The 26,543-nt window shown below is 61.7% G+C and carries 13 protein-coding genes; 8 read left to right on the top strand and 5 right to left on the bottom strand.

The window, feature by feature from the left end; genetic code table 11:
* Positions 1–246 precede the first annotated feature (246 nt).
* The 3 genes from U0004_RS06515 (at position 247) to tldD (ending at position 6,856) form a co-directional block, all read left to right on the top strand.
* Complete coding sequence (locus U0004_RS06515) at positions 247–4,407, top strand: YhdP family protein (RefSeq protein ID WP_306508869.1); 4,161 nt, start codon at positions 247–249, stop codon at positions 4,405–4,407.
* 30 nt (positions 4,408–4,437) lie between these two features.
* On the top strand, positions 4,438–5,238 hold the full coding sequence (locus U0004_RS06520) for a carbon-nitrogen hydrolase family protein (protein WP_034782501.1): 801 nt from the start codon (positions 4,438–4,440) through the stop codon (positions 5,236–5,238).
* Between the two features lie 157 nt (positions 5,239–5,395).
* Complete coding sequence (tldD, locus tag U0004_RS06525) at positions 5,396–6,856, top strand: metalloprotease TldD (protein ID WP_070260024.1); 1,461 nt, start codon at positions 5,396–5,398, stop codon at positions 6,854–6,856.
* Positions 6,857–7,003: 147 nt separating this feature from the next.
* Here tldD and U0004_RS06530 read toward each other — a convergent pair whose 3' ends face one another.
* Positions 7,004–9,886 carry a TonB-dependent receptor gene (locus tag U0004_RS06530; protein WP_231958467.1) on the bottom strand — a complete coding sequence of 961 codons (2,883 nt, stop codon included), beginning with the start codon at positions 9,884–9,886 and terminating at the stop codon, positions 7,004–7,006.
* Between the two features lie 484 nt (positions 9,887–10,370).
* On the opposite strand from U0004_RS06530, the gene aroG reads away from it, so the two are divergent.
* Positions 10,371–11,435, top strand: coding sequence for a 3-deoxy-7-phosphoheptulonate synthase AroG (gene aroG, locus U0004_RS06535; RefSeq protein ID WP_070260189.1), 1,065 nt, complete (start codon positions 10,371–10,373; stop codon positions 11,433–11,435).
* A gap of 186 nt (positions 11,436–11,621) precedes the next feature.
* Here aroG and U0004_RS06540 read toward each other — a convergent pair whose 3' ends face one another.
* From U0004_RS06540 to U0004_RS06555, 4 genes are all read right to left on the bottom strand, one after another.
* Positions 11,622–14,273 carry a TonB-dependent receptor gene (locus tag U0004_RS06540; protein ID WP_070260022.1) on the bottom strand — a complete coding sequence of 884 codons (2,652 nt, stop codon included), beginning with the start codon at positions 14,271–14,273 and terminating at the stop codon, positions 11,622–11,624.
* 357 nt (positions 14,274–14,630) lie between these two features.
* The gene (locus U0004_RS06545; RefSeq protein WP_115057421.1) at positions 14,631–17,306 is read right to left on the bottom strand and encodes a TonB-dependent receptor; all 2,676 of its coding nucleotides are present in this window, start codon (positions 17,304–17,306) and stop codon (positions 14,631–14,633) included.
* 180 nt (positions 17,307–17,486) lie between these two features.
* Positions 17,487–19,238: a TonB-dependent receptor domain-containing protein gene (locus U0004_RS06550; RefSeq protein WP_327076260.1), complete on the bottom strand. Its 1,752-nt coding sequence runs from the start codon at positions 19,236–19,238 to the stop codon at positions 17,487–17,489.
* Positions 19,235–20,215, bottom strand: coding sequence for a TonB-dependent receptor plug domain-containing protein (locus U0004_RS06555; RefSeq protein WP_231958463.1), 981 nt, complete (start codon positions 20,213–20,215; stop codon positions 19,235–19,237). The genes U0004_RS06550 and U0004_RS06555 overlap by 4 nt, the downstream gene beginning before the upstream one ends.
* Positions 20,216–20,894: 679 nt before the next feature.
* Between U0004_RS06555 and U0004_RS06560 the strand changes: the two genes are divergently transcribed.
* The 4 genes from U0004_RS06560 to U0004_RS06575 are packed head-to-tail and all read left to right on the top strand — an operon-like array spanning position 20,895 to position 26,520.
* The gene (locus U0004_RS06560) at positions 20,895–22,733 is read left to right on the top strand and encodes an ABC transporter substrate-binding protein (RefSeq protein WP_081345921.1); all 1,839 of its coding nucleotides are present in this window, start codon (positions 20,895–20,897) and stop codon (positions 22,731–22,733) included.
* Positions 22,734–22,761: 28 nt separating this feature from the next.
* Positions 22,762–23,700: an ABC transporter permease gene (locus U0004_RS06565; protein ID WP_034782513.1), complete on the top strand. Its 939-nt coding sequence runs from the start codon at positions 22,762–22,764 to the stop codon at positions 23,698–23,700.
* Between the two features lie 9 nt (positions 23,701–23,709).
* Positions 23,710–24,819 (top strand): ABC transporter permease, encoded by a 1,110-nt coding sequence (locus U0004_RS06570; protein ID WP_070260497.1) that lies wholly within the window; start codon positions 23,710–23,712, stop codon positions 24,817–24,819.
* 9 nt (positions 24,820–24,828) lie between these two features.
* The gene (locus U0004_RS06575) at positions 24,829–26,520 is read left to right on the top strand and encodes an ABC transporter ATP-binding protein (RefSeq protein WP_070260499.1); all 1,692 of its coding nucleotides are present in this window, start codon (positions 24,829–24,831) and stop codon (positions 26,518–26,520) included.
* Positions 26,521–26,543: the final 23 nt, after the last annotated feature.

Consider the following 26,543-nt stretch of genomic DNA (forward strand, 5'->3'; position numbering starts at 1 on the left):
GTCTCGTGGATGCTGCGTGCATGTTCTTGCTTAACTTGGCTGCGAACGGCGGGGGATGCGGTAAAATTGTGCCGCCGGCCCAATACCGCCGGCAGTGCGTGCTCTTCCGGACGATGGTAAGGGAGGCTTTGCTCAGACGCAAGCGCAAGGATGCAGGCGCGCACCACGAATGCAGACGATTTTTGCCATTATTTGACGCCGGGCCAGTTTATTAGCTTATTGATGCAAAAACCGCCAGAAGCAAGCGTGACAGAACATGTGCCATTGGCCCTGCGCTGGCAGCGGCTGCGTGCCGCCTATCGCATGGCCAACCTGGCCACCCACCATGTGTTGGGTTTTACCATTAAACTGGTATTGCTGGCGTACTTCGCCTTTGCCGTGCTGTTTTTATTCCTGCGCTACGCGATCTTGCCGAATATCGATTACTACAAAGGCGATATCGAGCGGGCGGCCAGCCGCGCGCTGGGCAACCCTGTCAGCATTGCGCGCATTTATGCCTCCTGGCATGGCGTACGCCCGAATCTCTTCCTTGGCGACGTGACCCTGCGCGACCAGGCGGGCCGCCAGGCGTTGAGCCTGCCGAGCATATCGGCCACCGTGTCGTGGTGGAGCGTGCTGGGCTCCGTGCGCTTTACTACCCTGGAAATCACGCGGCCCGACCTGGACGTGCGGCGCAGCAAGGATGGCAAGCTGTACGTAGCCGGGGTATTGATCGACAGCACGCAAGGTAGCGATGGCAAGGGCGCCGACTGGCTGCTGTCGCAGCATGACATCATCATTCGCGACGGCAAGGTGCGCTGGACGGACGAAGCGCGCGGCACACCCGAGCTGGCTTTATCGCAGGTCAATGTGCTATTGCGCAACCGCTGGCGCAGCCATCGGCTGGGCTTGCAGGCCACGCCGCCGCCCAGCCTGGCCGCGCCCATCGATGTGCGCGCCCACTTCACGCATCCGCCTTTCAGCACGCGCATCTCGGATGTGTCGATGTGGAAGGGGGAGCTGTACGCCGACCTGAAAAATGCCGACCTGGCCGCCTGGCGCCGCTATCTCGACTATCCGTTTGAACTGAGCCAGGGCAAGGGCGCCCTGCGCGCCTGGTTGAGCCTGGATCACGCGCGCCTGGCCGGCTTCACGGCCGACGTGGGCTTGACGGATGTGCAGGCGCAGCTGGGCGAACATATCGCGCCGCTCGACTTGCTGTCGGTCAGCGGGCGCATTTCGGCAAAAGAAGAGCTGTCGGCGCAGGTGCCGGACGGCAAGCCTACCTTTGGCGCGAATGGGCACCAGGTCGAGTTGACGAATTTTGCGGTGGAAACCCGCGATGGCCTCAGCTTGCCACCCACGACCCTGTCCGAACGCTTTGTTGCCGCCACGAAGCGCAAGCCGGCGCGTACGGAAATCACGGCCAAGTCGCTCGATTTGCAGACCCTGGCCGCATTGGCCGACAAGCTGCCGCTGGGTGAACAGCAGCGCCAGCGCCTCGACGCCCTGGCGCCGCGCGGGCGTTTGCAGGATTTTTCTGCGCAATGGGAAGGCGAGATGGCGACGCCGGCCAGCTACCGTTTGCGTGGCAAGCTCATCGATCTGGGCCTGAATGCGCAGCCGGCGCGCCTGGCCGTGGCGAAGACGGCGACCAGCCCTGCGCAGGCGGCCGCACCGGCTATCCCCGGTTTCGATCATTTGACGGGCAGTATCGACGCCAGCGACAAGGGCGGCAAGATCGATATCGATGCACAGGGATTGGTATTGCAACTGGCCTCCTACTTGAGTGAGCCGGCCTTGCCGTTCGAACAATTCGAAATGGAGGCGCGCTGGGCTTTTCAAGCAGACAATATGCTGCAAGTTGACCTGGACAGGCTTGATTTTAATCAACAAGGCATGCGGGTCGCCTTGCATGGTTCGCAGCGTTTGCCGCTCGACGGCAGCAAATTGGGTCAGGTGGATGTGACGGGCACGATCGACAACTTCCAGATCAACACCATCGGCCGCTATCTGCCGCTGCAAACGCCCGAGCACCTGCGCCACTGGCTGACGGGTGCATTGGAGGGCGGCGTGGCGCGCGATGTCAGCCTGCGCCTGCGCGGCGAACTCGAACATTTCCCTTTCAAGGCCGACACCCCGGCCCAGCGCAACCGCGGTGACTTCCGCGTGGCCGGCAAGATCGAGAATGGCACGCTGAACTACGCGCCCGGCGAATTTGCGGAAAGCGGCCCCCTGGCCGGCAAGGCACCGCTGTGGCCGCAGGCGGAAAAGATCAAGGGCAGTTTCGTGTTCGAGCGGGCGCGCATGGAAATCCGCGGCGACACGGCCACCACGGGCGGCGTGGCCTTGACGAATGTCAAAGCCGTGATCCCCGACCTGACCGTCTTCGACACCTTGCTCGATATCGAGGGCAATGCGGCCGGCCCGATGCAGGAATTCCTCAAGTACGTGACGGCCAGCCCCGTGCTCGGCTGGATCGAGCATTTCACGGATGAAACGACGGCAACGGGCAATGCCAAGCTGGCCCTCAAATTGCACTTGCCGACAGAGCGCATGCTCGAGTCGACCGTGCAGGGCAGCTTGCAGCTGGCGGGCAACGACGTGGTGCTGTTCCACGACATGCCGCCCGTGCTCGGCACGCAGGGCAAGATCGAATTCAACGAAAAAGGCGTCAACCTGAATGGTTTGAATGGCAGCCTGCTGGGCGGGCCGCTGGCCATTTCGGGCGGCACGCAGCCGGACAGTTCCATCCAGGTGAAACTGGCCGGCAACATGACGATCGACGGCTTGCGCAAGACCTATCCGGCGCCCGTGCTGCAGCGCCTGGCGAAACATTTGAATGGCGGCGCCCGTTACAGCGGCCTGATCACGGCGCGCGACCACCAGGTGGTCGTCAATGTCGAGTCGCCGCTGACGGGCCTGGGTCTGGATTTCCCCGCCCCCCTGAAAAAGCCGGCCGGCGACAGCCTGCCCGTGAAATTCACCCTGACGGGCAATGCAGCCAACGGCGCGGGCTTGCGCACGGACGATATCCGCATCGCGCTGGGTTCCGGCATCGCTGCCCGCTACCAGCGCCAGAAGCAGGGCAAGGATGCCTGGCGCCTGGTGCGCGGCGGCATCGGCGTGAATGTGCCGGCGCCGGAACCGGACAGCGGCATGATGTTCAACGTCAACATGAAAACCCTGGACGTGGACAGCTGGATTGCCGCAGGCAGTGAAATCGCCGGCAGCGGCACGGCCCCCGCCGACAGCGGCGCTGCCGATGATGCGCCCGATATTGCGCAATACGTGGTGCCTGACATGATGGCGGCCCGTGCCAGCGAACTGATGCTGGGCGAGCGCAAGCTGGAAAACGTGGTCGTGGGCGCCACCCATCAAAAGGATGTGTGGCAAGCCAATATTGACGCGAAGCAGGTGTCCGGCTATGTGACGTGGCTGGAAACGCCGTCCGGCCTGGGCAAGATGACGGCGCGCCTGTCGTCGCTGATCATTCCCGAGTCGGCCGCCAACGACGTGAAGAATCTGTTGGAAGGAAAAAGCGGCGCCCAGTCGATCCCTTCGCTCGATATCGTCGCCGAGCAGTTTGAACTGTTCAACAAGAAGATCGGCCGGCTGGAGTTGCAGGCCTATAACACCATGGCGGCGGGCGGGCGCGAGTGGCGCGTGGGCAAGCTGCAATTGTCGAACCCCGATGGAGCGCTGAGCGGCAATGGCAAATGGGTCATCAAGGATGGGCAAAGCACGACCAGCCTGCGTTTTGGCCTCGATATCGTCGATGCGGGCAAGTTGCTCGACCGCTTCGGCTTTGCCGATACGGTGCGTCGCGGCAAGGGCCGCCTGAGCGGTGACATCGCCTGGAATGGCTTGCCGTATTCGCTCGACATTCCCACCTTGTCGGGGCAGATCGAGATGAACGTGGAATCGGGCCAGTTCCTCAAGCAGGATCCGGGCGCGGCCAAGCTGTTGGGCGTGCTCAGCCTGCAAGCCTTGCCCCGTTTGCTGAAACTCGATTTCCACGACGTGTTTTCCGAAGGCCTGGCCTTCGACGGCATCACGGCCAACGCCAGCATCAAGCGCGGCGTCGTGACCACGGACAACCTCAAGATGCATGGCGTGGCGGCCACCGTGCTGATGGATGGTACGGCCGATATCGCCAATGAAACGACGAATTTGCACGTGGTGGTGATCCCCGAATTTAACCTGGGCACGGGGCCGCTCGTGTACGCGCTGGCCGTCAACCCCGTCATCGGCCTGGGCAGTTTCCTGGCGCAATTGTTCCTGCGCGCTCCCGTGATGAAGGCGCTCACTTACCACATGCAGATCGCCGGCCCGTGGAAATCGCCCGTCGTGACCAAGCTCGATGGTGGTAAATTGGAACCTGTCGCCGTGCCTGCCGCTGCAGCCGTGGAGGCCGTGGCGAAATAGGCGAGGCGTTCGAATGGATAAGAGGTGGCAATGATGCATACAGTCGCAGCAGTACAAATGATTTCCTCGCCTTCCGTGGAAGACAACCTGGCCACGGCGCGCCGGCTCGTGGCGCAGGCCGCCGCCGGTGGCGCGCAGCTGGTGGTGCTGCCCGAATACTGGGCCATCATGGGCAAGCAGGAAACGGACAAGCTGGCCCACGCGGAACAGCCCGGCAGCGGCCCCATCCAGGATGGCATGGCGCAGATGGCGCGCCAGCACGGCATCTGGCTGATCGGCGGCACCTTGCCCCTGATTTCCGGCGAGGAGGGCAAGGTACTCAATACGACGCTGGTGTACGACCCGCAAGGCGCGCCGGCCGGGCGCTACGACAAGATCCACCTGTTCGGTTTTACGCGCGGCACCGAGTCGTACAATGAATCGCGCACCATCGTGCCGGGCGCGCAGGTGCGCTCGATCGAGACGCCGTTCGGTCGGGTCGGCCTGTCCATCTGCTATGACCTGCGCTTTCCCGAGCTGTACCGCGCCATGGGCGATTGCGCGCTGATCGTCGTGCCGGCCGCGTTTACCCATACGACGGGCAGCGCCCACTGGGAAGTGCTGCTGCGCGCGCGCGCCATCGAAAACCAGTGCTATGTGCTGGCCTCGGCGCAAGGCGGCTTGCATCCGAACGGCCGCCGCACCTGGGGCCACAGCATGCTGATCGACCCGTGGGGCGAAGTGAAAGCCGTGCTGCCCGAAGGCGAGGGCGTGGTCAGCGGCGAGATCGACCTGGTGTTCCTGGCCGGCGTGCGCGAGTCGCTGCCCGCCCTGGCGCACCGCACTATGTGAGGATACCTGACATAAGCTACTGCGCGTCGCGCTTTGCGGCCTGCGATGCTCACCGTGCTCAAGCACGGCTGCGCTTCTCGGCCACAAATCACTGCCGCTCGCTACGCTTCTGTCAGGTACTGAGAATGAGTTGAATATAATGAGCGAGTGCAAAGCTATGAAGCCATTTGAACCGAATCTGTCCAGCCTTGCCGTGGCGCGCGATATCCTGCTCACGCCGTTCGGCCTGGATGAAGACAAGCTGTTGAAAGCCCTGGGCACGATGTTTACGCACAAGGTCGACTATGCCGACCTGTACTTCCAGTCGACCAAGAGCGAAGGCTGGAGCCTGGAAGAGGGCATCGTCAAGACGGGCAGTTTTTCCATCGACCAGGGTGTGGGCGTGCGTGCCGTGTCTGGCGACAAGACGGCCTTTGCGTATTCCGACGATATTTCCGAGCGGGCCCTGCTGGAAGCGGCTGCGGCCACGCGTACCATCGCGCGCGCAGGTAGCGGCAAAATCAAGATCGCGGGCCAGATGCTTGCGCAGGGCGGCCGTTCCTTGTACCTGCCCAACGATCCGCTCGCCTCGCTGGATGCCACGGCCAAGGTGCAATTGCTGGAAAGAGTGGAAAAGATGGCGCGGGCGAAAGATCCCAGAGTGGTGCAAGTGATGGCGGGCCTGGCCGGCGAATACGACGTGGTGCTGGTGCTGCGCAGCGATGGCGTGCTGGCGGCCGACATCCGCCCGCTGGTGCGCGTCTCGCTGACGGTGATCGCGGAACAGAATGGCCGCCGCGAAACGGGCTCGGCCGGCGGCGGCGGGCGTTTCAGCTATGACTATTTCAGCGATGCCGTGCTGGAACAATATGCAACGGACGCCGTCAATTCGGCCCTGGTGAACCTGGAAGCGCGCCCGGCGCCCGCCGGCCCCATGACCATCGTGCTGGGACCGGGCTGGCCCGGCATCCTGCTGCACGAAGCGATCGGCCACGGCCTGGAAGGCGATTTCAACCGCAAGGGTTCGTCCACGTTTTCGGGTCGCATCGGCGAACGCGTGGCCGCCAAGGGCGTCACCGTGGTCGATGACGGCACCCTGGCGGGCCGGCGCGGCTCGCTGAATATCGATGACGAGGGCAACCCGACGCAGTGCACGACCCTGATCGAGGACGGCATCCTGAAGGGTTACATCCAGGACACCATGAATGCGCGCCTGATGAAGATGCCCGTGACGGGCAATGCGCGCCGCGAATCGTTTGCCCACCTGCCCATGCCGCGCATGACGAATACATATATGCTGGGTGGCGACAAGGACCCGGGCGAGATCCTCGCGTCCGTCAAGAACGGTTTGTACGCCGTCAACTTCGGCGGCGGCCAGGTCGACATCACGAACGGCAAGTTTGTCTTCTCGGCCAGTGAAGCGTACATGATTGAAAACGGCAAGCTCAGCTACCCGGTGAAAGGGGCGACCCTGATCGGCAACGGCCCGGACGTGCTCAACCGCGTTTCCATGATCGGCAACGACATGCGCCTCGATTCGGGTGTGGGCGTGTGCGGCAAGGAGGGGCAAAGCGTACCCGTGGGCGTGGGGCAGCCGACCTTGCGCCTGGATGGCATTACGGTCGGCGGGACGGCTTAGATCGCCATTTCAGGAACCTACTGCGCAGCCCACTCTTGAGTTTGCGTTGCTCGCTGTACCTGAAGTACAGCTGCGCTACTCAACCCAATATTGGGCTTGCTCGCTACGGTTCCTGAAACGCCTGATACGTTGAAAATATGACGAAATTCAGAACTTGTACTTCACCCCCGCGCTGATGAAGCGTCCTGCCGCGCCCGCGTAGTCGAGCGGGTTGTAGCCCGTGGCGCCATATGTGAGCGGATCGAGCGGGGCGATCTTGTCGAACAGGTTTTGCACCGTTGCAAACACTTCCAGCTTGGGCGTGGCCAGCCAGCGGGCCGTCAGGTCCACCGTGGTGAACGAGGCGATGCGGCAGCCGCGAGGGGCATCCGTGCCGTCGGCGAAATGCGTGGCGCAGCCGTCCGGATCATTCTTGAACAGCACGTTGTCGAGCGGCGCGCGGTAGTTGAGGTTGGCCGTGACCCGCCAGTCCTGGCGCTCCCAGGTGGCACCCAGGTTGATGCGGTCGTCCGGCGTGCCCATGCAGTTGGACACATCGCAATTGCCATGCGTGCCGGCAAAATCGCGTTGCGTGCCATCCTGCTCCGTGCGCAGCCATTTGTACAAGTGCGTCCATTTCAGGTCGAACACCAGGCTGCCATAGTCGCTGCCCAGGCTGAAGCGCTGACGCGCGTCGATATCGATGCCGCGCACCGTCGTTTGCGCCGAATTCACATAATTGGCCAGCACGGCCGTGATGGCACCCGGATCGCCGGCGATGCCCGTGGCCGTCGACGGGTCGCGCGCCACATGGCCTTCGGCGATGGCGGTGTCCGTTTGCTCCTGGTTGATTTCATTCTTGCGGCGGATTTGCCACAGATCCACGGAAATACTGGTGCGCGGCAGCGGGTCCCACACGGCGCCCACGGAATAGCTGCGCGAACGTTCGGGCGACAGCTTGGGATTGGGCGACGTGATGACGGCGATGGAGGCGGGATCGCAAGCCGCTTCCACGCCGAGCCCGCAGCGCAGCGGATCGCTGGCGGTGGAAAACGCGGCCAGGCCGCCGACGCCGTTTTCCGCCGCGCTGGGCGCGCGGAAGCCCTTGGCGAAGGTGCCGCGCAGGGCCAGTTCGCGCACGGGCGTCCATTTCACGCCCGCTTTCGGGGTATAGGAATTGCCCACGTCGGTGAAATGGTCGGCGCGCAGCGCGCCCGACAGTTCCACGGTTTTCAGCACGGGCGCCAGCACCTCGGCATAGATGGCCGAGGCATTGCGGCTGCCCTTGTAGGCGGAATAGCCGAGGCCAATGATATTGCCCCGTTCCGTGCCCGTGGTAGGTTTCAGTTCGGTCGATTCGTGGCGGAATTCGGCGCCCACGGCCACGCCCAGGCCGCCGCCGTCCAGCTTGGCCACCTCGCGGCTGGCCTTGAAGTCGATCTGCGCGATATGCGTCTTGGCATCGTTGGAAATGCGCGGCGACAGGGCCGCGTACAGCTCGGCTGAGTTGAGGCCTGCGTTTTCCGCGATGCGCCACAGGCTGCCGGCCGGCAGGGCTGCATACGCGGGGTTCAGGCTGGCCGCCGCCACATTCGCGGTAGTCGGGTTGAGCAGGGCGAAGGCGACGTCGCGCTGCAGGTAGCCGTTCAAGTCGTTCGACACCTTGTTCTGCGAGTACAGCAAGGCGCTGTCGATATCCCAGCCCGCCAACGCGCCCTTGATGCCGGCGACAAAGCGCGTGAAGGTGGAATTGACTTCCGACAGGCGCGGCCCCACGTCGGCGGCCAGGTAGCGCAGCCGCGCCGCCGTGCCGAAATACGGATTGTCCGGGTGGGCGGCACCGAGCGACACGCCCGCATTGCTGACAGGGCCGCCCGGGTAGCCGACCGAGCCGCTGACCGTCGATGGCGTGGTGGCCGAGTGCGATTCGCTGTGATATACGTTCAATTCGGCATACGTCTGCAACGCTGGCGTCAGTTGCCAGGCGGCGCGGCCAAAGAAATTGATGTTCTTCTGTTTCGGCTGGATCTGGCCGTATTGTTGCGCCGCATCGGTCAGGCAGCCGCCGCCCGGGTCGCCTTGCGGGTGCGTGGTGAAGTTGCCGCAGGCGGCGCCGGGGAAGGCGCGCGTAAAACCCGCGCCGGCGAGATTGCCGCGGTTGTAGTAGTCGAGCGTGTCGGGATTGCGCACATTGCCATTGACGGCGCTGCCGGCCGCATTGTTGGTGGTGATGGCGCCCGCGCCGCTGAGCGACTCCTGCGCGCTGAAGCCCAGGTCGCGCAAGTCGCTGCGGCCGACGGCACCCCGCCCGGCCCGGTCGCGGTTCCAGATGGCGGCCTTTTCGCTGTATTCGAGATTCAGCAGCACGTTGTAGCGGTCGCTGTCGATGTCGCCGAAGCCGTGCGTGATGGCGGCGCGCGCGTCGCGCCCATCCCATTCCTTGGTCTTGCCGTAATTGCCCTTGATGGCCGTGCCCTGGTAGTCGCGCCGCAGGATCACGTTGACCACGCCGGCGATGGCATCCGAACCGTAGATGGCCGAGGCGCCATCCTTGAGGATTTCCACCCGTTCCACCGCTTCCAGGGGAATGATGTTCAGGTCGGCAAACACTTTCTGGCCATCGTCGGCCAGGCCGTACGGCGCCACCCTGCGGCCATTCAGCAAGACCAGGGTCGAGGCCGTGCCGAGGCCCCGCAGCGACACGCCGGAAGCACCGGCGGCAAAGCCATTGCCGAAGGACGTGGGCACGGAACCCTGGTTGTCGACGGCCAGGGTCTGCAGCAGTTCGGCCACGCTGGACTTGCCCGACTTTTCAATGTCGGCCGCGTTCAGGGTTTGTACGGCTGAAGCCGTTTCCGCCTGCGCGCGGCGGATGTTCGAGCCGGTGATTTCCACGCGGGCAATCGGCGCGGCATCCTGCGCCAGGACGGGTAGACTCAGCAGCGCACTGGCCAGTGCCAGGCCCAGTCTGGGTGGTGAAAAGGTGGTGGACTGTAAGGATGGTGTCGGGATCATGCGGTTCTCCGGAAAGGTCAGGCAGTCAAAGGTCATCGATACGTCCTTGAGTTTTCTCCGTCCCGCGACGCTGGAATTGATCTAGATCAAGTAGTGCCTCGCTTCTCGTCGATAGAATGGCTGGCGTGGCGTGGTTGCCACGACGGACACAGCGGTGGCGTCCGGTATGCAGAGTCGCAGCGCAGATGCACAGCGAGAGTCATAGCGCGCAACTTTTTATGCTTTTTTGCGTGTTGTGCAGTGTAAAACGGCGGTGGCATGCGGCTTTGCCGACAAATATGCTTGCCAACCCTTGCAATTTAGGTTTATAGTCGTTCATCACTTACGGATGACTCGCATGTTCGCTCGCCACTTTTTTACCGCTTATTTTTACTTTAGCAATTCCAACCCAAAGGCGGTGGAGTAGCGGTCGGTTCACGTAGCAGCAAAACGAGATCCCAGCAAATTCTAAAAAACCGCCACTCATGGCGGTTTTTTTTTACCCAGATGTTTTACCCATCCTTAAATTTTGGAGAAAATGATGCCCCGCACCGATGATTTGCGTATTCGCGAAATGAAGGAATTGACCCCGCCGTCCCACCTGATCCGCGAATTTGCCTGCTCGGAGCAAGCCGAACAGACCGCTGCCAGCGCCCGCATTGCCCTGCACCGTATCCTGCATGGCCAGGACGACCGCCTGATGGTGGTGATCGGGCCTTGCTCCATCCACGATACCAAGGCGGCCATGGAATATGCGGGTCTGCTGGTCAAGGAGCGCGCGCGTTTCGCGGGCGAACTGGAAATCGTCATGCGCGTGTACTTCGAGAAGCCGCGCACCACGGTGGGATGGAAGGGCCTGATCAACGATCCGTACATGGACAACAGCTTCCGCATCAACGACGGCTTGCGCATGGCGCGCGAACTGTTGCGCGATATCAATGAGCTGGGTTTGCCGGCTGGCACCGAGTTCCTCGACGTGATCAGCCCGCAATACATCGCTGACCTGATCAGCTGGGGCGCCATCGGCGCGCGCACGACGGAATCGCAGGTGCACCGCGAGCTGGCGTCGGGGCTGTCCTGTCCGGTCGGCTTCAAGAATGGCACGGACGGCAATGTGAAGATCGCCGTGGAAGCCATCAAGGCCGCTTCGCAGCCGCACCATTTTCTTTCCGTCACGAAGGGCGGCCACTCGGCCATCGTCTCGACCAACGGCAACGAGGATTGCCACATCATCTTGCGCGGCGGGAAAACCCCGAACTATGACGCAGCCAGCGTGGACGAGGCGTGCAAGGCCATCGCGGCACAAGGCCTGGCGGCGCGCCTGATGATCGACGCCTCGCATGCGAACAGCTCGAAAAAACCGGAAAACCAGATCCCCGTGTGCGCCGACATCGCCAGCCAGGTGGCGGCGGGCGATGGCCGCATCGTTGGCGTGATGGTGGAATCGCACCTGGTGGCGGGACGCCAGGATTTGATCCCGGGCAAGGAATTGATCTATGGCCAGTCTGTCACGGATGGCTGCATCGACTGGAGCGCCAGCGTGGCCGTGCTGGAAAACCTGGCGGCGGCCGTGAAGCAGCGCCGCTTGCAGGGCGACGCGGAATAACGTGGCGCGCAGCATGAAAAAAAGCCCGGAAAGCTAAGCTTTCCGGGCTTTTTTAATGCATTCAAGACGCCTGACAGAAGCGTAGCGAGCGGCAGCAAGTTGCGGCCGAGACGCGGAACTGTGCTTGAGCACAGTGAGCATCGCAGGCCGCAAATCGCGACGCGCAGTAGCTTATGTCAGGTGTACTTAGAACTTGTAGGTAGCGCGCACGTAGAAAGTACGGCCCAGCGGATCAGCGTAACGCGGATCGTAGCCGGACTGGAATGTGCCGATCTGGTTACTGAACGGTGGATCTTCGTTCAGCAGGTTTTTCACGCCCACGGTGACTTCGGTGTTCTTGAAGCCCGAGTACGCGCCCGACAGCGACCATACCGAGTAAGCCTTGACGCTTTGCTCGAATTGCGGATCGACATAATTCTGGTCGCGGTAGCCGCTCATGTACTTGTTCGACAGCGTGGCATTCCACTTGCCCATATTCCATTGCAGGGAGGCATTGTGTCTCCAGCGGAATACCGGTGCATTGTCGCCATACACGCCCACGTTTTGCACGAATTCACCGCCGCGCTCATTCTGGTACTCATACTTCTGTACCCAGGTGCCATCGAAGTTGAAGGTGAAGTTGCCGTACTGGCTGCGTGGCAATTTCCAGTTCAGGCCCAGGTCGATGCCCGAAGTGTGCATTTCGCCAAGGTTGCCCAGGGTCGCCAGCACGTAATCGAGCTTGCCGTCAGCCGTGTAGATGAAGTTGCTTTGATATTTATCGTAGTTGTCGAACAGGGTCTGTTCGGCCACGGTGCCGATCTTGTCGCGCAGCTTGATTTTGAAGTAATCGAGCGAGACGGTCAGCGATTTCGTCGGTTCGATGACGATACCGGCGCTGAAGGTTTTCGATTTTTCCGGGCCGACGTCCGGATTACCGCCCGAACGGATGTATTGCTGCGCGCCGCAGGCGACGTTGCTGTTGGCGCCAGGGATCGGTACGCCGCCTGGGCACAGGCGTGGATCGTCATACTTGTTGGCCGTGAAGGTCTTGGTTTGCGGACCATGCAGGTCATACAGCGTTGGCGCGCGGAAACCTGTGTTGTAGGAGCCGCGCAGCAGCACCTGGCTCGTTGGCTGCCAGCGCACGCCGACTTTCGGGTTGAAGCTGCCGCCGACGTCGTTGTAGTGGTCATAACGGGCTGCCAGAGACAGTTCCAGGTCTTTCACGACAGGAATGCTCAGTTCCGAGAAGATGGCGGCGATGTTGCGGCTGCCCGACTGGTTCTGCGCTTCGGCGTAGCCGGAGCTCGATGCCTGGCCAGCCAGGTCGCGGTTCACATTGTATTCCGCCTTGTCGTTGCGGAATTCCGTACCGACGGCGAAACCGACGGCGCCTGCCGGCAGGGTGAACAGCTCACGGCTGACTTTGGCGTCGACCGCAGTGCTGGTCATCTTGGCGCTCAGGTACTCGCCTTTCAGGACGGAGTCATTCAGGTAGGCCTGGCCGGCGGCGCTTTGCTCGCCGAACGGGTTCAGGATACCATTGCCGATACCGTCGATGATGCGCTGGTCATTCAGGTAGCCGCCCGTGAAGGCGCTGGTGGCCTTGCTGACGGAGTAGCTCAGGCCGACGTTGTAGTCCCATGCGCCCAGGACGCCTTCGGAAGCCAGTACCAGGCGATCCGAGGTGCTGGTGTCGAAACCGCTGCGCTGGCCCGACGCCACTGGACGCCAGCTGATGTCCAGCGGCTCGCCCGACAGGCCTGCCATGGCTGGCACACCGCCGCTGCCGCCCGGGTAGTACGGCGAGCTCGACGACATGAGGATGCCGATGTTCGACATCGGCGGCGGCGAGATGCGCGCTTCGTTGGTGCTGCGCGAGTGCAGGTATTCGATGGTGGCCAGGTGATCCTGGTTCAGCTTGAAGCTGGCCTTGCCCAGGAAGGATTCCTGCTGGGTTTTCGGAATGGCCTGGATGAATGGCGTGACATCCATGGCGCACGTGCTCTTGCCCGAGGTATTCTTGTACAGGTTTTCACCCACGCAACCGCCGGCAAAGGCTGGGTTGCCGATCAGGCCATTGCCCGTATCGTAGAAGTTGGCCGGGAAGGTGGTGCCGCTCAGGTTATCCACGCCCTTGCTCGGGATGTAGCCGCTCTTCGAGAAGGAACGGTCGGCCGTGCTCAGCGCCGACTGGCGATGTACGTCGACAACACCGAAGACGTTGAAGCCATCTTTGTTCAGGTCGCCATAGCCGCCGGACAGGTTCAGGCGCGACTCGTCGCCGCCGCCCGATTTCTGTGGCTCGTAATGTTCGACCGTGACGGAGCCGCCTTTGACGGAACGCTTGGTGATGAAGTTGATCACGCCGCCGATGGCGTCGGTGCCGTAGATGGCGGAAGCGCCGTCACGCAGCACTTCGACGCGCTCCAGGGCGGAAATCGGGATGATGTTCAGGTCGACAGACGAACCGTTGAACGGGTGGCTGGCGATACGGCGGCCGTTCAGCAGGACCAGGGTCTTGTCGCCGCCGATGCCGCGCAGGTCGGCGACGGACTGGCCGCCAGTACCGGAACCAACGGATTGCGAGCTGCTTTGCGAGCTCTGGTTCATGGAAATGGTGGACAGGACTTCTTGCGCCGTCGTCAAGCCTTGCTTGGCGAAATCGTCGGCCTTGATCGAGGTGATCGGCAGCGCTGTTTCCGATGCCAGACGCTTGATGCTCGAACCGGTGACTTCCACGCGTTGCATGGGGCTTTCTGTTGTTTCTTGTGCATACGCGGCGTGCATGCTCAGGGCCATGCCGCCTGCAAACATCAGGCGCAGCGACCGCGATATTACATTTTCTATCATCATCTGAAATTCCTTGTTATTGTGATAAAGGCGGCAATTATTTTGAAATAACTTGTTGCTAACCAACAATTTATTTGCCTTTTTGAAAATCCACCAATGAAAATTCTGTAAATTTTCAGGGCCCTCATCAAAACATTCACGATTCAGATTGTCAATTTCGCGCGGACTTTTTGGACGAAATGCAACATTTCCCTGTTTTTTTTATAATCCTTCAGTAATAAAGTATCGCGAACCCTTGTCAGACTTGCTCAGATGCGTAAAATAAAACGGCGCACATCATCGCTGATGGCGCCGCTTTTCTGTCGCTGGTACGCTGTTGCCAGCGCTGCCTGTTTTATTTGCCGATCTGAATTTCTCTCCTTAAAACGTATAGCTGCCGCGCAGGTACCAGGCGCGCCCGATCGGGTCCGTATAGCGCGGGTCATAGCCTTTCTGGAACAAGGTGCCCTGGTTCGAAAACGGCGGCTCCTTGTCCAGCAGGTTCTTCACGCCGGCCGTCAGCAGCAAGCCTTTCCACGCATAGCTGCCCGACAGCCCAAGCAGGCTGTACGAGGGCACATCGTGCCGGTATGGCGGCGCGACCAGATTCTGGTCCGTGTAGCCGGACTTGAACGATTGCGACAAGGTGGCGCCCCAGTTACCCTTGCGCCAGTTCAGCGCCGCCGTATGCTTCCAGCGAAACACGGGATTGTTGTCCGCATAGCGGCCCACGTTGGCGATGAAGACGCCGCCGCGCTCGTTCTGGTAGTCGTACTTGCGGGTCCAGGTGCCATCGACCGATACGCTGACATCGCCATACGCGCCGCGTCCCAGCCGCGCATTCAGGCTGACATCGATGCCGTCCGTTTTCACTTCACCGAGGTTGTCGTTCAGGTCGAGAATGGCGTAGGGCGAACCGTCGGGATTGCGCAGGAATAAGGCCTTGTATTTCTCGTAGTTGCCGAAGATCGATTGCTCGGGCAAGGATGCAATCTTGTCCTTCAGATGGATGTTCCAGTAATCGATGGCCACCGTCACTTCCTTCACCGGTTCGAGCACCAGGCCGAAGGCGAACGTGGTGGATTTTTCCGGTTTCAGGTTTTCATTGCCGCCTTGTAGCTTGAACTGCTGCAAGTCGCAATCGCGCAAGGGATTGGCACCGGGCTGCGGCACGCCACCGGGGCACAGGATCGGGTCGTCATAGCTATCGTTGGTATCGTTCTTCGACGGCGGCGCATTCTTTTCAAACAGGGTGGGGGCGCGGAAACCCGTGCTGGCCGAGCCGCGCAGCACCAGCGCGCTGCTGGCCTGGTAGCGCAGGGCCAGCTTGGGATTGGTGGTGCTGCCCACGTCGCTGTAATGGTCGAAACGGGCGGCCAACTGCACTTCCAGGTCCTTGATCAGCGGCAAGTTGATTTCGCCGAAGACGGCCTGGATCGTGCGCGCGCCGCTCTTCGACAGCGAGCCGGACAAGCCGGAACTGGCGGCCTGGCCGGCGATATCGCGGTTCACGTTGAAGTAGGCCTTTTCGCGCCGCACTTCGCCGCCGAGCGCGATGGCCAGCGGGCCGCCGGCCAGCTGCATCAGATCGCGGCTGCCCTTGAGGTCGACACCCGTGGTGGTGACTTTGGCGTTCTGCACTTCGCCGCGCAGGGCCGTGCTGGCCAGGTAAGCCTTGCCGGCCGCATCCTGCACGCCAAACGGGTTCAGGATGCCGCTCAGCACGCCAGCGGCAAAGCCCGCATCCTGCACATAGCCGTTCGTGAACTTTTCCGACGACTTGCTGATCGCATGGCTGAGCCCCGTCTTGTAATCCCAGCCAGCCAGTTCGCCTTCCAGCGCCAGCACCAGGCGGTCGGCCTTGCCGGTGGAATCGATTTGCCGCTGGCCTGCCTCGACGGGACGCCAGTTGACGCTCAGGGGCTGGCCCGACAAGCCTGGCTGGGCTGGCACGCCACCCGCATTGCCCGGATAGTAGGGGCTGGTGCTGGGCAGGATCAAGCCCGTTTGCGGCGGCGGTGCCGTGCGCGCCTTGACCTTGTTTTCCGAATGCAGATATTCCAGCGTAGCCAGGTGGCCGCCACCGAGCTTGAAGGCGCTCTTGCCGAAGAAAGCCAGTTGTTGCTGGGCCGGCAAGTCGTCGATCTGGCGCGTGTAATCCTGGCGGCAAGTGCCATTCGCCGGCACGGCCGGCACCGACAGCGGCGGCAGGCAGCCGCTGGCCGCGTAGGGGTTGCCAGCCAGGCCGTCGCCGCCGTTGGCCGCCGCATCGAAGTAATTGCCGGGGAAAGTCGTGCCACTGGTAATGGACAGGCCGCGCGAGGGAACGATGCCGGTGGCCGAGAAGGCGCGGTCTTGCGAGGTCAGCACTTTTTGCTTGTGATAGTCGAGCACGCCAAAAATATTGTAGCCATCGGTGTCGAGCTCGCCATAGCCCGTCGACAGGTTGATGCGGTGCTCGCCGCCGCCCTTGTGCTGTGGGGCAACGACCTCGGCGGTGATATTCGTGACGTTGACGGAGCGCTTCGTGATGAAATTGATGACGCCGCCGATGGCGTCCGTGCCGTAGATGGCCGAGGCGCCGTCGCGCAGCACTTCGACCCGTTCCAGGGCGGCGATGGGAATGATGTTCAGGTCGACACTGGCGCCGTCATACGGATGGTTGGCGATGCGCCGGCCATTGAGCAGCACCAGCGTCTTGTCGCCGCCCAGACCGCGCAAGTCGGCGCTGGCCTGGCCGCCCGTGGGCAAGCCGCTGGTATTGCCGCCCACGGCATTGCCGCTGCCCATGCTCGACGCATTCGAGGGGATCCTGGCCAGCACTTCCTGGGCCGTCGTCAAGCCCTGCTTGGCGAAATCCTCGGCCTTGAAGATGGACAGGGGCGTCGCCGTTTCCGAGACGAGGCGCTTGATGGAGGAACCGGTGACTTCGACTCTTTGCATGGCGGGCGTGCCGGCTGCGTCGGTTTCCTGCGCCATGGCCGCATGGCCGAACGCGCCGAGCAAGGCTGCGCACAGCAGGCGCAAGGTAGGGGAGGGACTGCGGGTTTGCGTCATCTGACACTCCTGTGGCATGGTCATGGGCCAAGTGGCTTGCAAGGGAGTTTTACAGGCGCGCAGGAGATAAGGTTTGCGCTGGCGCAATAGGCGTGTGGATGAGTGAACTGGCGCCACAGTCGCCGACGAAAAAAAAGGCGGTGATTGCTCACCGCCTCGCGTCAGGATGCCTGTGCCAGCTTAGAAGAACTTGTAGCTGGCGCCCAGTTTGAAGTAGCGGCCGATGGCGCCGCTGGCATCCATCGGGTTGTAGCTCATGCCGCCGTAGGTCAGCGGGTCGAGCGGCGCGATCTTGTCGGTCACGTTGTTGATCGAGGCAAACAGTTGCAACTGTTTGTTGACGTTCCAACGGGAGGACAGGTCGAGCGTGGTGAACGAGGCGAGCTTGCAACCGTTCGGCGCCGGTGTGCCGTTGGCCAGTTTGGAAGCGCAAGGGTCGCCTTCAAACTTGATATTTTTCATGTCCGAACGGTAGTTCAGCACGCCGCTGACGTTCCAGTTACCCAGGTCCCACGAACCGGTGAGATTGATCTTGTCCTTCGGCGTGCCGGCGCAGTTGGAGGTATCGCAATTGCCGTGCGTGCCGGCGAACTGGTAGCGCACAGTGGACGACTCGGCCCGCACCCATGAGGCGATGTGGGTCCAGGTCAGGCCGAACGTGGCGCGGCCGTAGTCGCCCAGGCGCACGCGCTGCTTGACGTCCAGATCGATACCCTTGATCTCCGTAAAGCTGGAGTTGCGGTACGGTGCCTTGGTGATCAGCAAAGTGCCCGTGTTCGGCGTGACGACGCCATTGATGGTCAGGTTGTTGTCGGAACGGATGGCGGTCGGCAGGGCGGCCGCTTCGTTGTACGGCAGCGGATTGATCTCGTTTTCACGCTTGATTTTCCAGGCATCGAGCGACAGGCTGGTATCGTTGAACGGATCCCACACCAGGCCCAGGGTGTAGCCCTTGGATTTTTCCGGCTTGAGGCTGGGGTCGCCGACCTTGACGGCCGCCACTTGCAGTTCGCAGTCGCTGGCATTGGCGCCCGGCAGGCGGTTGCCGCCAGGGCAGCGCACGGGGTCGGTCACGGTCGAGGTACCCGTCGATTGCGAATCGGCATTGCTTTCGGCGGGGCCTGGGGCGCGGAAGCCTTCCGAATACGTGCCGCGCACGGCGAAGGTTTTCAACGGCGTCCACTTGGCGCCCAGTTTCGGTGTCGTCGACGAGAAACGGTCGTATTTGTCGTAACGCAAGGCCCCCGACAGTTCCACCGTCTTGATCACGGGTGCCAGCACTTCGAGGAACACGGCCGAGACCTTGCTGTCGCCCTTGGCCGCCACGTAACTGGCGTTGATGGAGCCGTCTTCCGTGCCCGTCAGGGAGGGATTGTCGAGCTTGTCGCGACGGTGTTCCGCGCCCACGGCCAGACCCAGGGCGCCGCCCGGCAACTGCATCAGTTCGCGCGTGGCCTTGACGTCGATGATGTCGAGCTTGGTCGTGGAATCGGAGGTGGCGTTCGTTACCATGGCCGCGTACAGCGAGGCGGGATTCTTGTTTGCCTGCGCCCCGATGTAGTATGGGAAATACGGGTTTTTTGGACTGGAATCGCCCAGGGCATCCCTGACAACGGCCATGTTCAGCATGTTGCTGTAATCGAGGTGCAGCTTCGATTCCGAATGCGTATAGCCGGCATCGTAGTCCCAGCCCATGGCATTGCCCTTGACGCCGAGCACGATGCGGTTGAACTCGTTGTTGGCCTTGCGCGTGCTGGGGCCGACGTCGAAAGCCTGGTAGCGTACGCGCACCGGCACGCCATACGGATTTTGCGGGTGGTTGGCCGCCAGCACGATGCTGGTGCCGCTGCCGCTAGCGTAGTTGATGACGCCCGCCTTGTTGCCGGCATTCGGCGGGAAAGCGACGGTGGGCGTGACCGATGGCGGGATCATGGTGAACGCCGTATCGCGTTTCGAGTAGCCCGCTTCCGCATATACCTGGGTGTCGGCATTGACTTGCCACGTGCCGCGCGTGTACAGGTGACCGATTCGATTTTCGGCTGCATCGAACGGAACTGGTCGTGGTGCCACACGCAGCCGCCTTTCGGATCTTGCGGCGAAGACACGGACAAGGTGGAGCAACCGGGCAGGGAGACATAGTTGTTGGTGACGGGGTCGCGGATCAGGCCAGTCGGCGCGGCATTCGCATCGTTGTTGCTATTGATGTAGCCGCCGGCGAACTGGGTGTTGATCGCATAGCCATACGGGCGCAGGTCGCCCTTGCCTATCCATTTGCGGCCGGCGCGGTCGCTGTTCATCAGCATGTCCGATTTGCTGTATTCGGCATTGACGACGAAGTTGAATTTATCCGTGTCCAGGTTGCCTTTGCCGAAGGTCAGCGAGGCGCGGTGCTGTTTGGCGTCGCTGTCGCCGGAGATGCCCGTGTCGCCCTTCAGGGTCAGGCCTTCGAAGTCCTTGCGCAGGATGATGTTGACGACGCCGGCGATGGCGTCCGCGCCGTAGGTGGACGAAGCGCCATCCTTGAGGATTTCGATGCGTTCGACGATCTGCATCGGCACGGTGGACAGGTCGGTAAAGCTCTTCTGGCCATCGTCCGCGCGCGCGAACGGGGCCATGCGGCGGCCATTGAGCAAGACCAGGGTCGAGGTGGCGCCCAGGCCGCGCAGCGAGATGGCCGTGGAGCCGGCGGCAAAACCGTTGCCGAAGCCCGTCGGCAGGGAGCCGGCGCCATCGGCGGTGAGGGTTTGCAGGTATTCGGCGACGGTGGCCTTGCCCGATTTCATCAAGTCGTCGCGGGTGATCAGCTGTACCGGCGATGCGGTCTCGGCCGTGGCCCGTTTGATGCTCGAGCCGGTAATTTCCACACGTTGCACATTGGCGTCTTGCGCCATTGCCGGCGCAGCCATCATGCCAAGGCCGAGCGCTGCTACGCTACCCGAAAAAATCAGGCGTACGGAGCGGGATATCACTGTTTCCATCATCATTCTCTGAACTCCGAAAGTAAGCTCGGCTGGCCTTCGTGCGGCACAGCTTTGCCAGGGTGATAAAGATTGCTGCGTCGGCAATCGCTGTGGATAAGGCGGCATTTTTATAAGTGCCGTCATCGATAAGACCACTTGCCGAGAAACCTTGTCAACGCGCACACATGCTCTTTCAGCATGGAAACAACAGTGTTTTTTATAATGTTGATGTGTTTCAATATGTGCAATTATTTTAATGTTGCACTGCGCCGCATATTTTCCGTACTGCCATAAAAACCGTTGTCATTCTGGGCCGTAAGGGTTTCTACCAAGTCGGTTTTTCATGGTGGTGAGCCGCCTTTGTTGCACTGCGGAAGATTTCCTCCACGAGGCAGGCGGGCGTGGCTGCGTGCCACGCCCTTGCTGCGGCTTTTCGCCCGGCGAACAAAATATGCGTTATCGTTACGCCTTTTTCCAGCTCGCCTGCATGCAGACGGGACGGACGATGAACAAGGCATAGATCTTGCGAGGATGGACTGGTTTTGGCGGTGGAATCCTGTATCCCAGGGGGAAGCCAGTACAAGCGCACCAATACGGTGCGACAGATAATCGAGATGAAGGGTATTACATGAAGTCACCATGGATGCGGCGCGTGGCGCTGCTCGCCTGCCTGGCCACCCTGCCGCTGGCGGCCGTTGCCGCCGATGCCCCAAGCGCCGCGGCCGCGCCGGTCAAAACCTTGCGCTATATCCTGCCGGCCGCCGAGACGGGCTTCGATCCGGCCACCGCGCGCGACCTGTATTCGAACCACATCACGCAGGCCGTCTTCGACACCCTGTACACCTACGATTACCTGGCGCGCCCCGTCAAGGTGGTGCCCGGCGCGGCCGCCGCCATGCCGGAAGTATCCGCCGACGGCAAGACCTACACCATCCGCCTGAAAAAAGGCATCCTGTTCACGCCCGACGCCGCGTTTGGCGGCAAGCGCCGCGAACTGACGATGGCCGATTACGTGTATTCGTGGAAGCGACTGTTCGATCCGCGCCTGGCTTCGCCGCACAGCTGGCTGTTTGAAGGCAAGGTGGTGGGGCTCGACGACCTGGCCAAGGAAGCGGCCAAGGCGAACAAGCTGGACTTCAACAAGAAGGTGGCCGGCCTGGAAATCCTCGACCCGTACACCTTGCGCATCACGCTGACCAAGACGGATTTCAATTTCCCCATGATCCTCGCCTACGTGCCGACAGCCGCCGTGGCGCGCGAAGTGGTGGACAAATACGGCGACGTGAAGGGCGAAGTGGGCTCGAATCCCGTCGGCACCGGCTACTACACCCTGGGTGAATGGACGCGCGGCAACCGCATCGTCCTGAACCGCAATCCGCAACACTTGCCGGAAACGTGGAATTTCATGGCCGGCGACGACCCGGACGACCAGCGCATCGTGCGCCAGATGCAAGGTAAACGCATTCCCGCCATCGACCGCATCGAAATTTCCGTGATGATCGAAGACCAGTCGCGCTGGCTGTCCTTCCAGAGCGGCGGCACGGACGTGTTCTGGCTCGACGGCCCGCTGGCGCCGAAAGCATTGCTGAACGGCAAGCTGCGTCCCGAACTGGCGGAAAAGGGCGTGCAACTGTCGCGCCTGCTCGACCCTGAGATCAGCTATTACTACTGGAATATGGAAGACCCGACCTTGGGTGGCTTCAGCAAGGAAAAGATCGCCCTGCGCCGCGCCATTGCCATGGCGCACAATATCGATGAAGAAATCCGCATCATCTGGAATGGCCAGGCCAAGCGCCTCGACTATCCGATACCGCCTGGCGTCGTCGGCTACGATCCGCACTACAAATCCCTGCTGCAATACGATCCCGTGCTGGCGAACAAACTGCTGGATAAATTCGGCTACAAGAAGGGCGCCGATGGCTGGCGTACTTTGCCGGACGGCAAGCCGCTGCTGATCCGCTACGCTTCGCGCAACGAAGCCAATGGCGTGCTGCAGGCGGAAATGTGGCGCAAGACGTACAACTCGCTGGGCATCCGCATGGAAAACGACCGCATGATCTTTTCCGACATTTTAAAAACGGAAAAGCAGTGCAAGATGCAGACGCGCACGGCGCCATGGCTGGCCGACTATCCGGACGGCGACAACTTCATGCAGCTGTTCTATGGTCCGAACACGCACCAGAACAACAATGGCTGCTACCAGGATCCCGAATACGACAAGTGGTACGCGGCCAGCCAGGCCATGCCTGCCAGCCCCGAGCGCGACGAGCTGTTCCACAAGATGGCGCGCCGCCTGGAAGTCAATGCGGGCGCCCTGATCGGCTATGCGCGCTACCGCAACATGCTGGCGCAAAAGTCGGTGCAGGGCTACAAGAAGCACCCGATCCTGTTCCAGGAATGGGCGTACATGGATATCGACAGCACGGGCACGCCAGTGGCGCCCGTTGCCGATTCCGCTAAAAAATAAGCGCGGCTTATAACGACAAGGAATCATTATGTTTGCTTATATCCTGCGCCGCCTGTGGCAGATGCTGCCCACCATGCTGGGCGTCGTCCTGCTGGTATTTATCCTGTTCAACTGGGTGGGCGGCGATCCCGCCTACATCCTGGCCGGCAAGATGTCTAGTGCGGAAAGCATCGCCAACATCCGCCGCCAGCTCGGTGTCGACCAGCCCTATTATGTGCAGCTGTGGATCTTCATCAAGCAGATCGTCACGTTCGATTTCGGCCAGAGCTGGGCCACGGGCGAATCCGTGTCGCACATCATCACGTCGCGCCTGGGGCCGTCGATGATGGTCTTGATCCCGCTGACCGTGCTGGAAACGTTCTTCGGCGTGGCGCTGGCGCTGGCCATCGCCTTCGTGCGCGGCTCGCTGACGGACCGCGCCGTCATGATCGCCTGCACGGTGGGCATGTCGATTTCCATCCTCGTCTACATCATCGTCTTCCAGTACGGCTTCGCCTATAAACTGGGCCTGTTCCCCGTGCAGGGCTGGGGCGACAGTTTCTGGGAAAACCTGCTGCGCTATTCCACCTTGCCCATCCTGATCGGCCTGGCCGTGTCGATTGCGCCTACCCTGCGCCTGTTCCGCACCTTCGTGCTCGACGAGGCGAACCAGGATTACGTGCGCACGGCGCGCGCCAAGGGCCTCAAGGAAGGCCGCATCATGTGGGTGCACGTGCTGCGCAATGCCGGCATTCCCATCATTACCTATGTGATGTCGAACTTGCCAGCCTTGCTGATCGGCGCTTTCCTGCTCGAGCGCTTCTTCGGCATTCCCGGCATCGGGCGTGAAGTGATCCTGGCCGTCGAGCGCAGCGACTTTCCGGTGATCAAGGCGATCACCGTGTATGTCGCCGCCGCCACCATGCTCTTCAACCTGCTCACCGACCTGCTGTACCAGGCGGTCGATCCTCGCGTACAACTGAAGTAGAAAGAGACGATGTCGAAACCTCATACATCGCCCGGCCTGTGGGCCCTGGCGTGGCGCCGTTTGCGCGGCGACAAGATTGCAATGGTATCGCTGGCCGTGGTCGGCGCATTTTTCCTGCTGGTGCTGGCGTCCGCCAGCGGCCTGGTGGCGGCGAACTGGGAAGACGAAGTGGCCGTCAGCTACGCGCCGCCCACGTTTGTCGGTGCCGACAACGACGCGCCAGTCGACGGCGCCATTCCCCAGTCCGACGAGCGCAGCGCGCCGACACCCGTCAACGTGCTCGACCCGCTGGCCGACGATATCGCCGAACTGCGCGCCCAGATGGGTAGCAATCCATCGGCCGGCGTGGAAATGTACGGCGTTACCGATCCGCTGGCCGACGACTTGACGGCCTTGCGCGCCGGCATGGGCAAGACGAAGAAGTTGATCGCGCACAAGGCGGCAACCTTGCCGTTCGGCGCCGACAAGTGGGGCCACGATATCGTGCAGAAAACCGTCAAGGGCGGCGAGACGTCGATCGTCGTGGGCCTGGTGGCCGCCTTGCTGGCCGTCGTGCTGGGCACGATTTTTGGCGCCGTGTCCGGCTACTTTGGCGGTGTCGTCGATGACTTCTTCAACTGGTTCTACAGCATTTTTACGTCGATTCCGTCCATCCTGATGATCTTGACGGTGGCGGCCGTGCTGCAGCAGAAGGGCGTGCTGACCATCGTGCTGATCCTGGGGTTGACGGGCTGGACGGGGCCGTACCGCTTGATCCGCGCCGAATACATCAAGCACAAGGCGCGCGAGTACGTGATGGCGGCCGACGCCATCGGCGCTTCGCACTGGCGCAAGATGTTTTCCCACATCTTTCCGAACGTCAGTCACGTTGCCTTGGTGCAAATGTCGATTCTGGTCGTGGGCTTCATCAAGGCGGAAGTGATCTTGAGCTTCCTCGGCTTTGGCGTGCCGGTGGGTACCGTCTCGTGGGGCAGCATGCTCAACGAGGCACAAAATGAACTGATCCTGGGCAAATGGTGGCAGCTGACAGCGGCCGCCACGGCGATGGCCGTGCTGGTGACGGCGTTCTCGCTGTTTACCGATGCCTTGCGCGATGCGCTCGACCCCAAAGTGAAATAGGAGTTGCTCATGGACCAGAATAACCTGTTGGAAGTGCGCGACCTGCGCGTCACCTTCCGCCTGGACAAGAAGACCACGTTCGAAGCCGTCAAGGGCATCTCGTTCAACGTGCCGCGCAACAGCACCGTCGCGCTGGTGGGAGAATCGGGCAGCGGCAAGTCCGTCAGTTCGCTGGCTGTGATGGGCTTGTTGCCCCCGGATAACACCATCATCGATACCGCCTCGAGCATCCATTTTGGCGGGCGCGATCTGCTCAAATTGTCGATCGCCGAGCGGCGCACCATGTGCGGCAAGGATATCTCGATGATCTTCCAGGAGCCGATGTCGTCGCTGAACCCCGTGTTTACGGTCGGTTTCCAGATCGCCGAAGTGTTGCGCCAGCATATGGGCATGAACCGCAAGCAGGCGCGTGCGCGCACGCTGGCGCTGCTCGAGGAAGTGGGCATACCCGATCCGGCTACCAAGATCGACGCCTACCCGAGCCAGATGTCGGGCGGCCAGCAGCAGCGCGTGATGATCGCCATGGCCATCGCCTGCGAACCGAAGCTCTTGATCGCGGACGAGCCGACGACGGCGCTGGACGTGACGATCCAGAAGCAGATCATGGACCTGATCGCGGCGCTGCAAAAGAAGCATCAGATGTCCGTGCTGTTCATTACCCACGACCTGGGCCTGGTGGGCGAGATCGCCGACCAGGTGATCGTCATGCGCCACGGCGAAGTGCGCGAGACGGGGGAAGTGCGACAAGTGTTTGAAGCGCCGCAAGACAGTTATACCAAGGCGCTGCTGCATTGCCGCCCATCGCTGGACGAACGCCCATGGCGCCTGCCCGTCATCGCCGATTATATGGACGGCAAGGCGGGCCCCGGCATCGAGGTGAAACAGCGCACGCGCGGCTACACGCCCGGTGACGAACCCGTGCTGGTGGTGAATAACTTGAGTAAAAGTTTTTACACGCGCGAGGGACTGTTCGGCAAGCGCGAATTCCAGGCCGTCAAGGACGTGTCGTTCACTTTGCCGCGCGGCAAGACGCTGGGCGTGGTGGGCGAGTCCGGCTCCGGCAAGACGACGGTGGGCTTGACCCTGCTGCGCCTGCACCAGGCAACGGGCGGTACGGCCATGTTCCACGGCAAGGATCTGATCGCCATGCCGAACAGGGAATATTTGCCGTATAAACGCCGCATCCAGATCATCTTCCAGAATCCGTATGCGTCGCTGAACCCGCGCTTTACGGTGGGACAGATCCTCCTGGAACCCATGCGCATCCACAAGATCGGCGCGAACGACCAGGAACGCATCGCCAAGGCCTACTGGCTGCTCGACAAGGTTGGCTTGCCGGAACAGGCCTTCCACCGCTATCCGCACGAGTTTTCTGGTGGACAACGCCAGCGCATCGCCATTGCCCGCTGCCTGACCATGCAGCCGGAAATCCTCGTCTGCGACGAATCCGTGTCGGCGCTGGACGTGTCGGTGCAGGCGCAGGTGCTCAATCTGCTGCAGGACTTGCAGGATGAATTCGGCCTGTCCTACATCTTCATTTCGCACGATTTGTCCGTGGTGAAATATATCGCCGACCAGGTGATGGTGATGCACAAGGGGCAAGTGGTGGAACTGGCCGATTCGGATGAGCTGTACCGCAATCCCGTGCATCCGTACACGCGCACTTTGCTCAGCGCCATACCGAAGGGCGTGCAGTTGTAAGGGGCTTTTTACGGTAAGATAGC

It is taken from the genome of Janthinobacterium lividum (genome assembly GCF_034424625.1).
In the GTDB taxonomy this organism is placed as follows: domain Bacteria; phylum Pseudomonadota; class Gammaproteobacteria; order Burkholderiales; family Burkholderiaceae_D; genus Janthinobacterium; species Janthinobacterium lividum.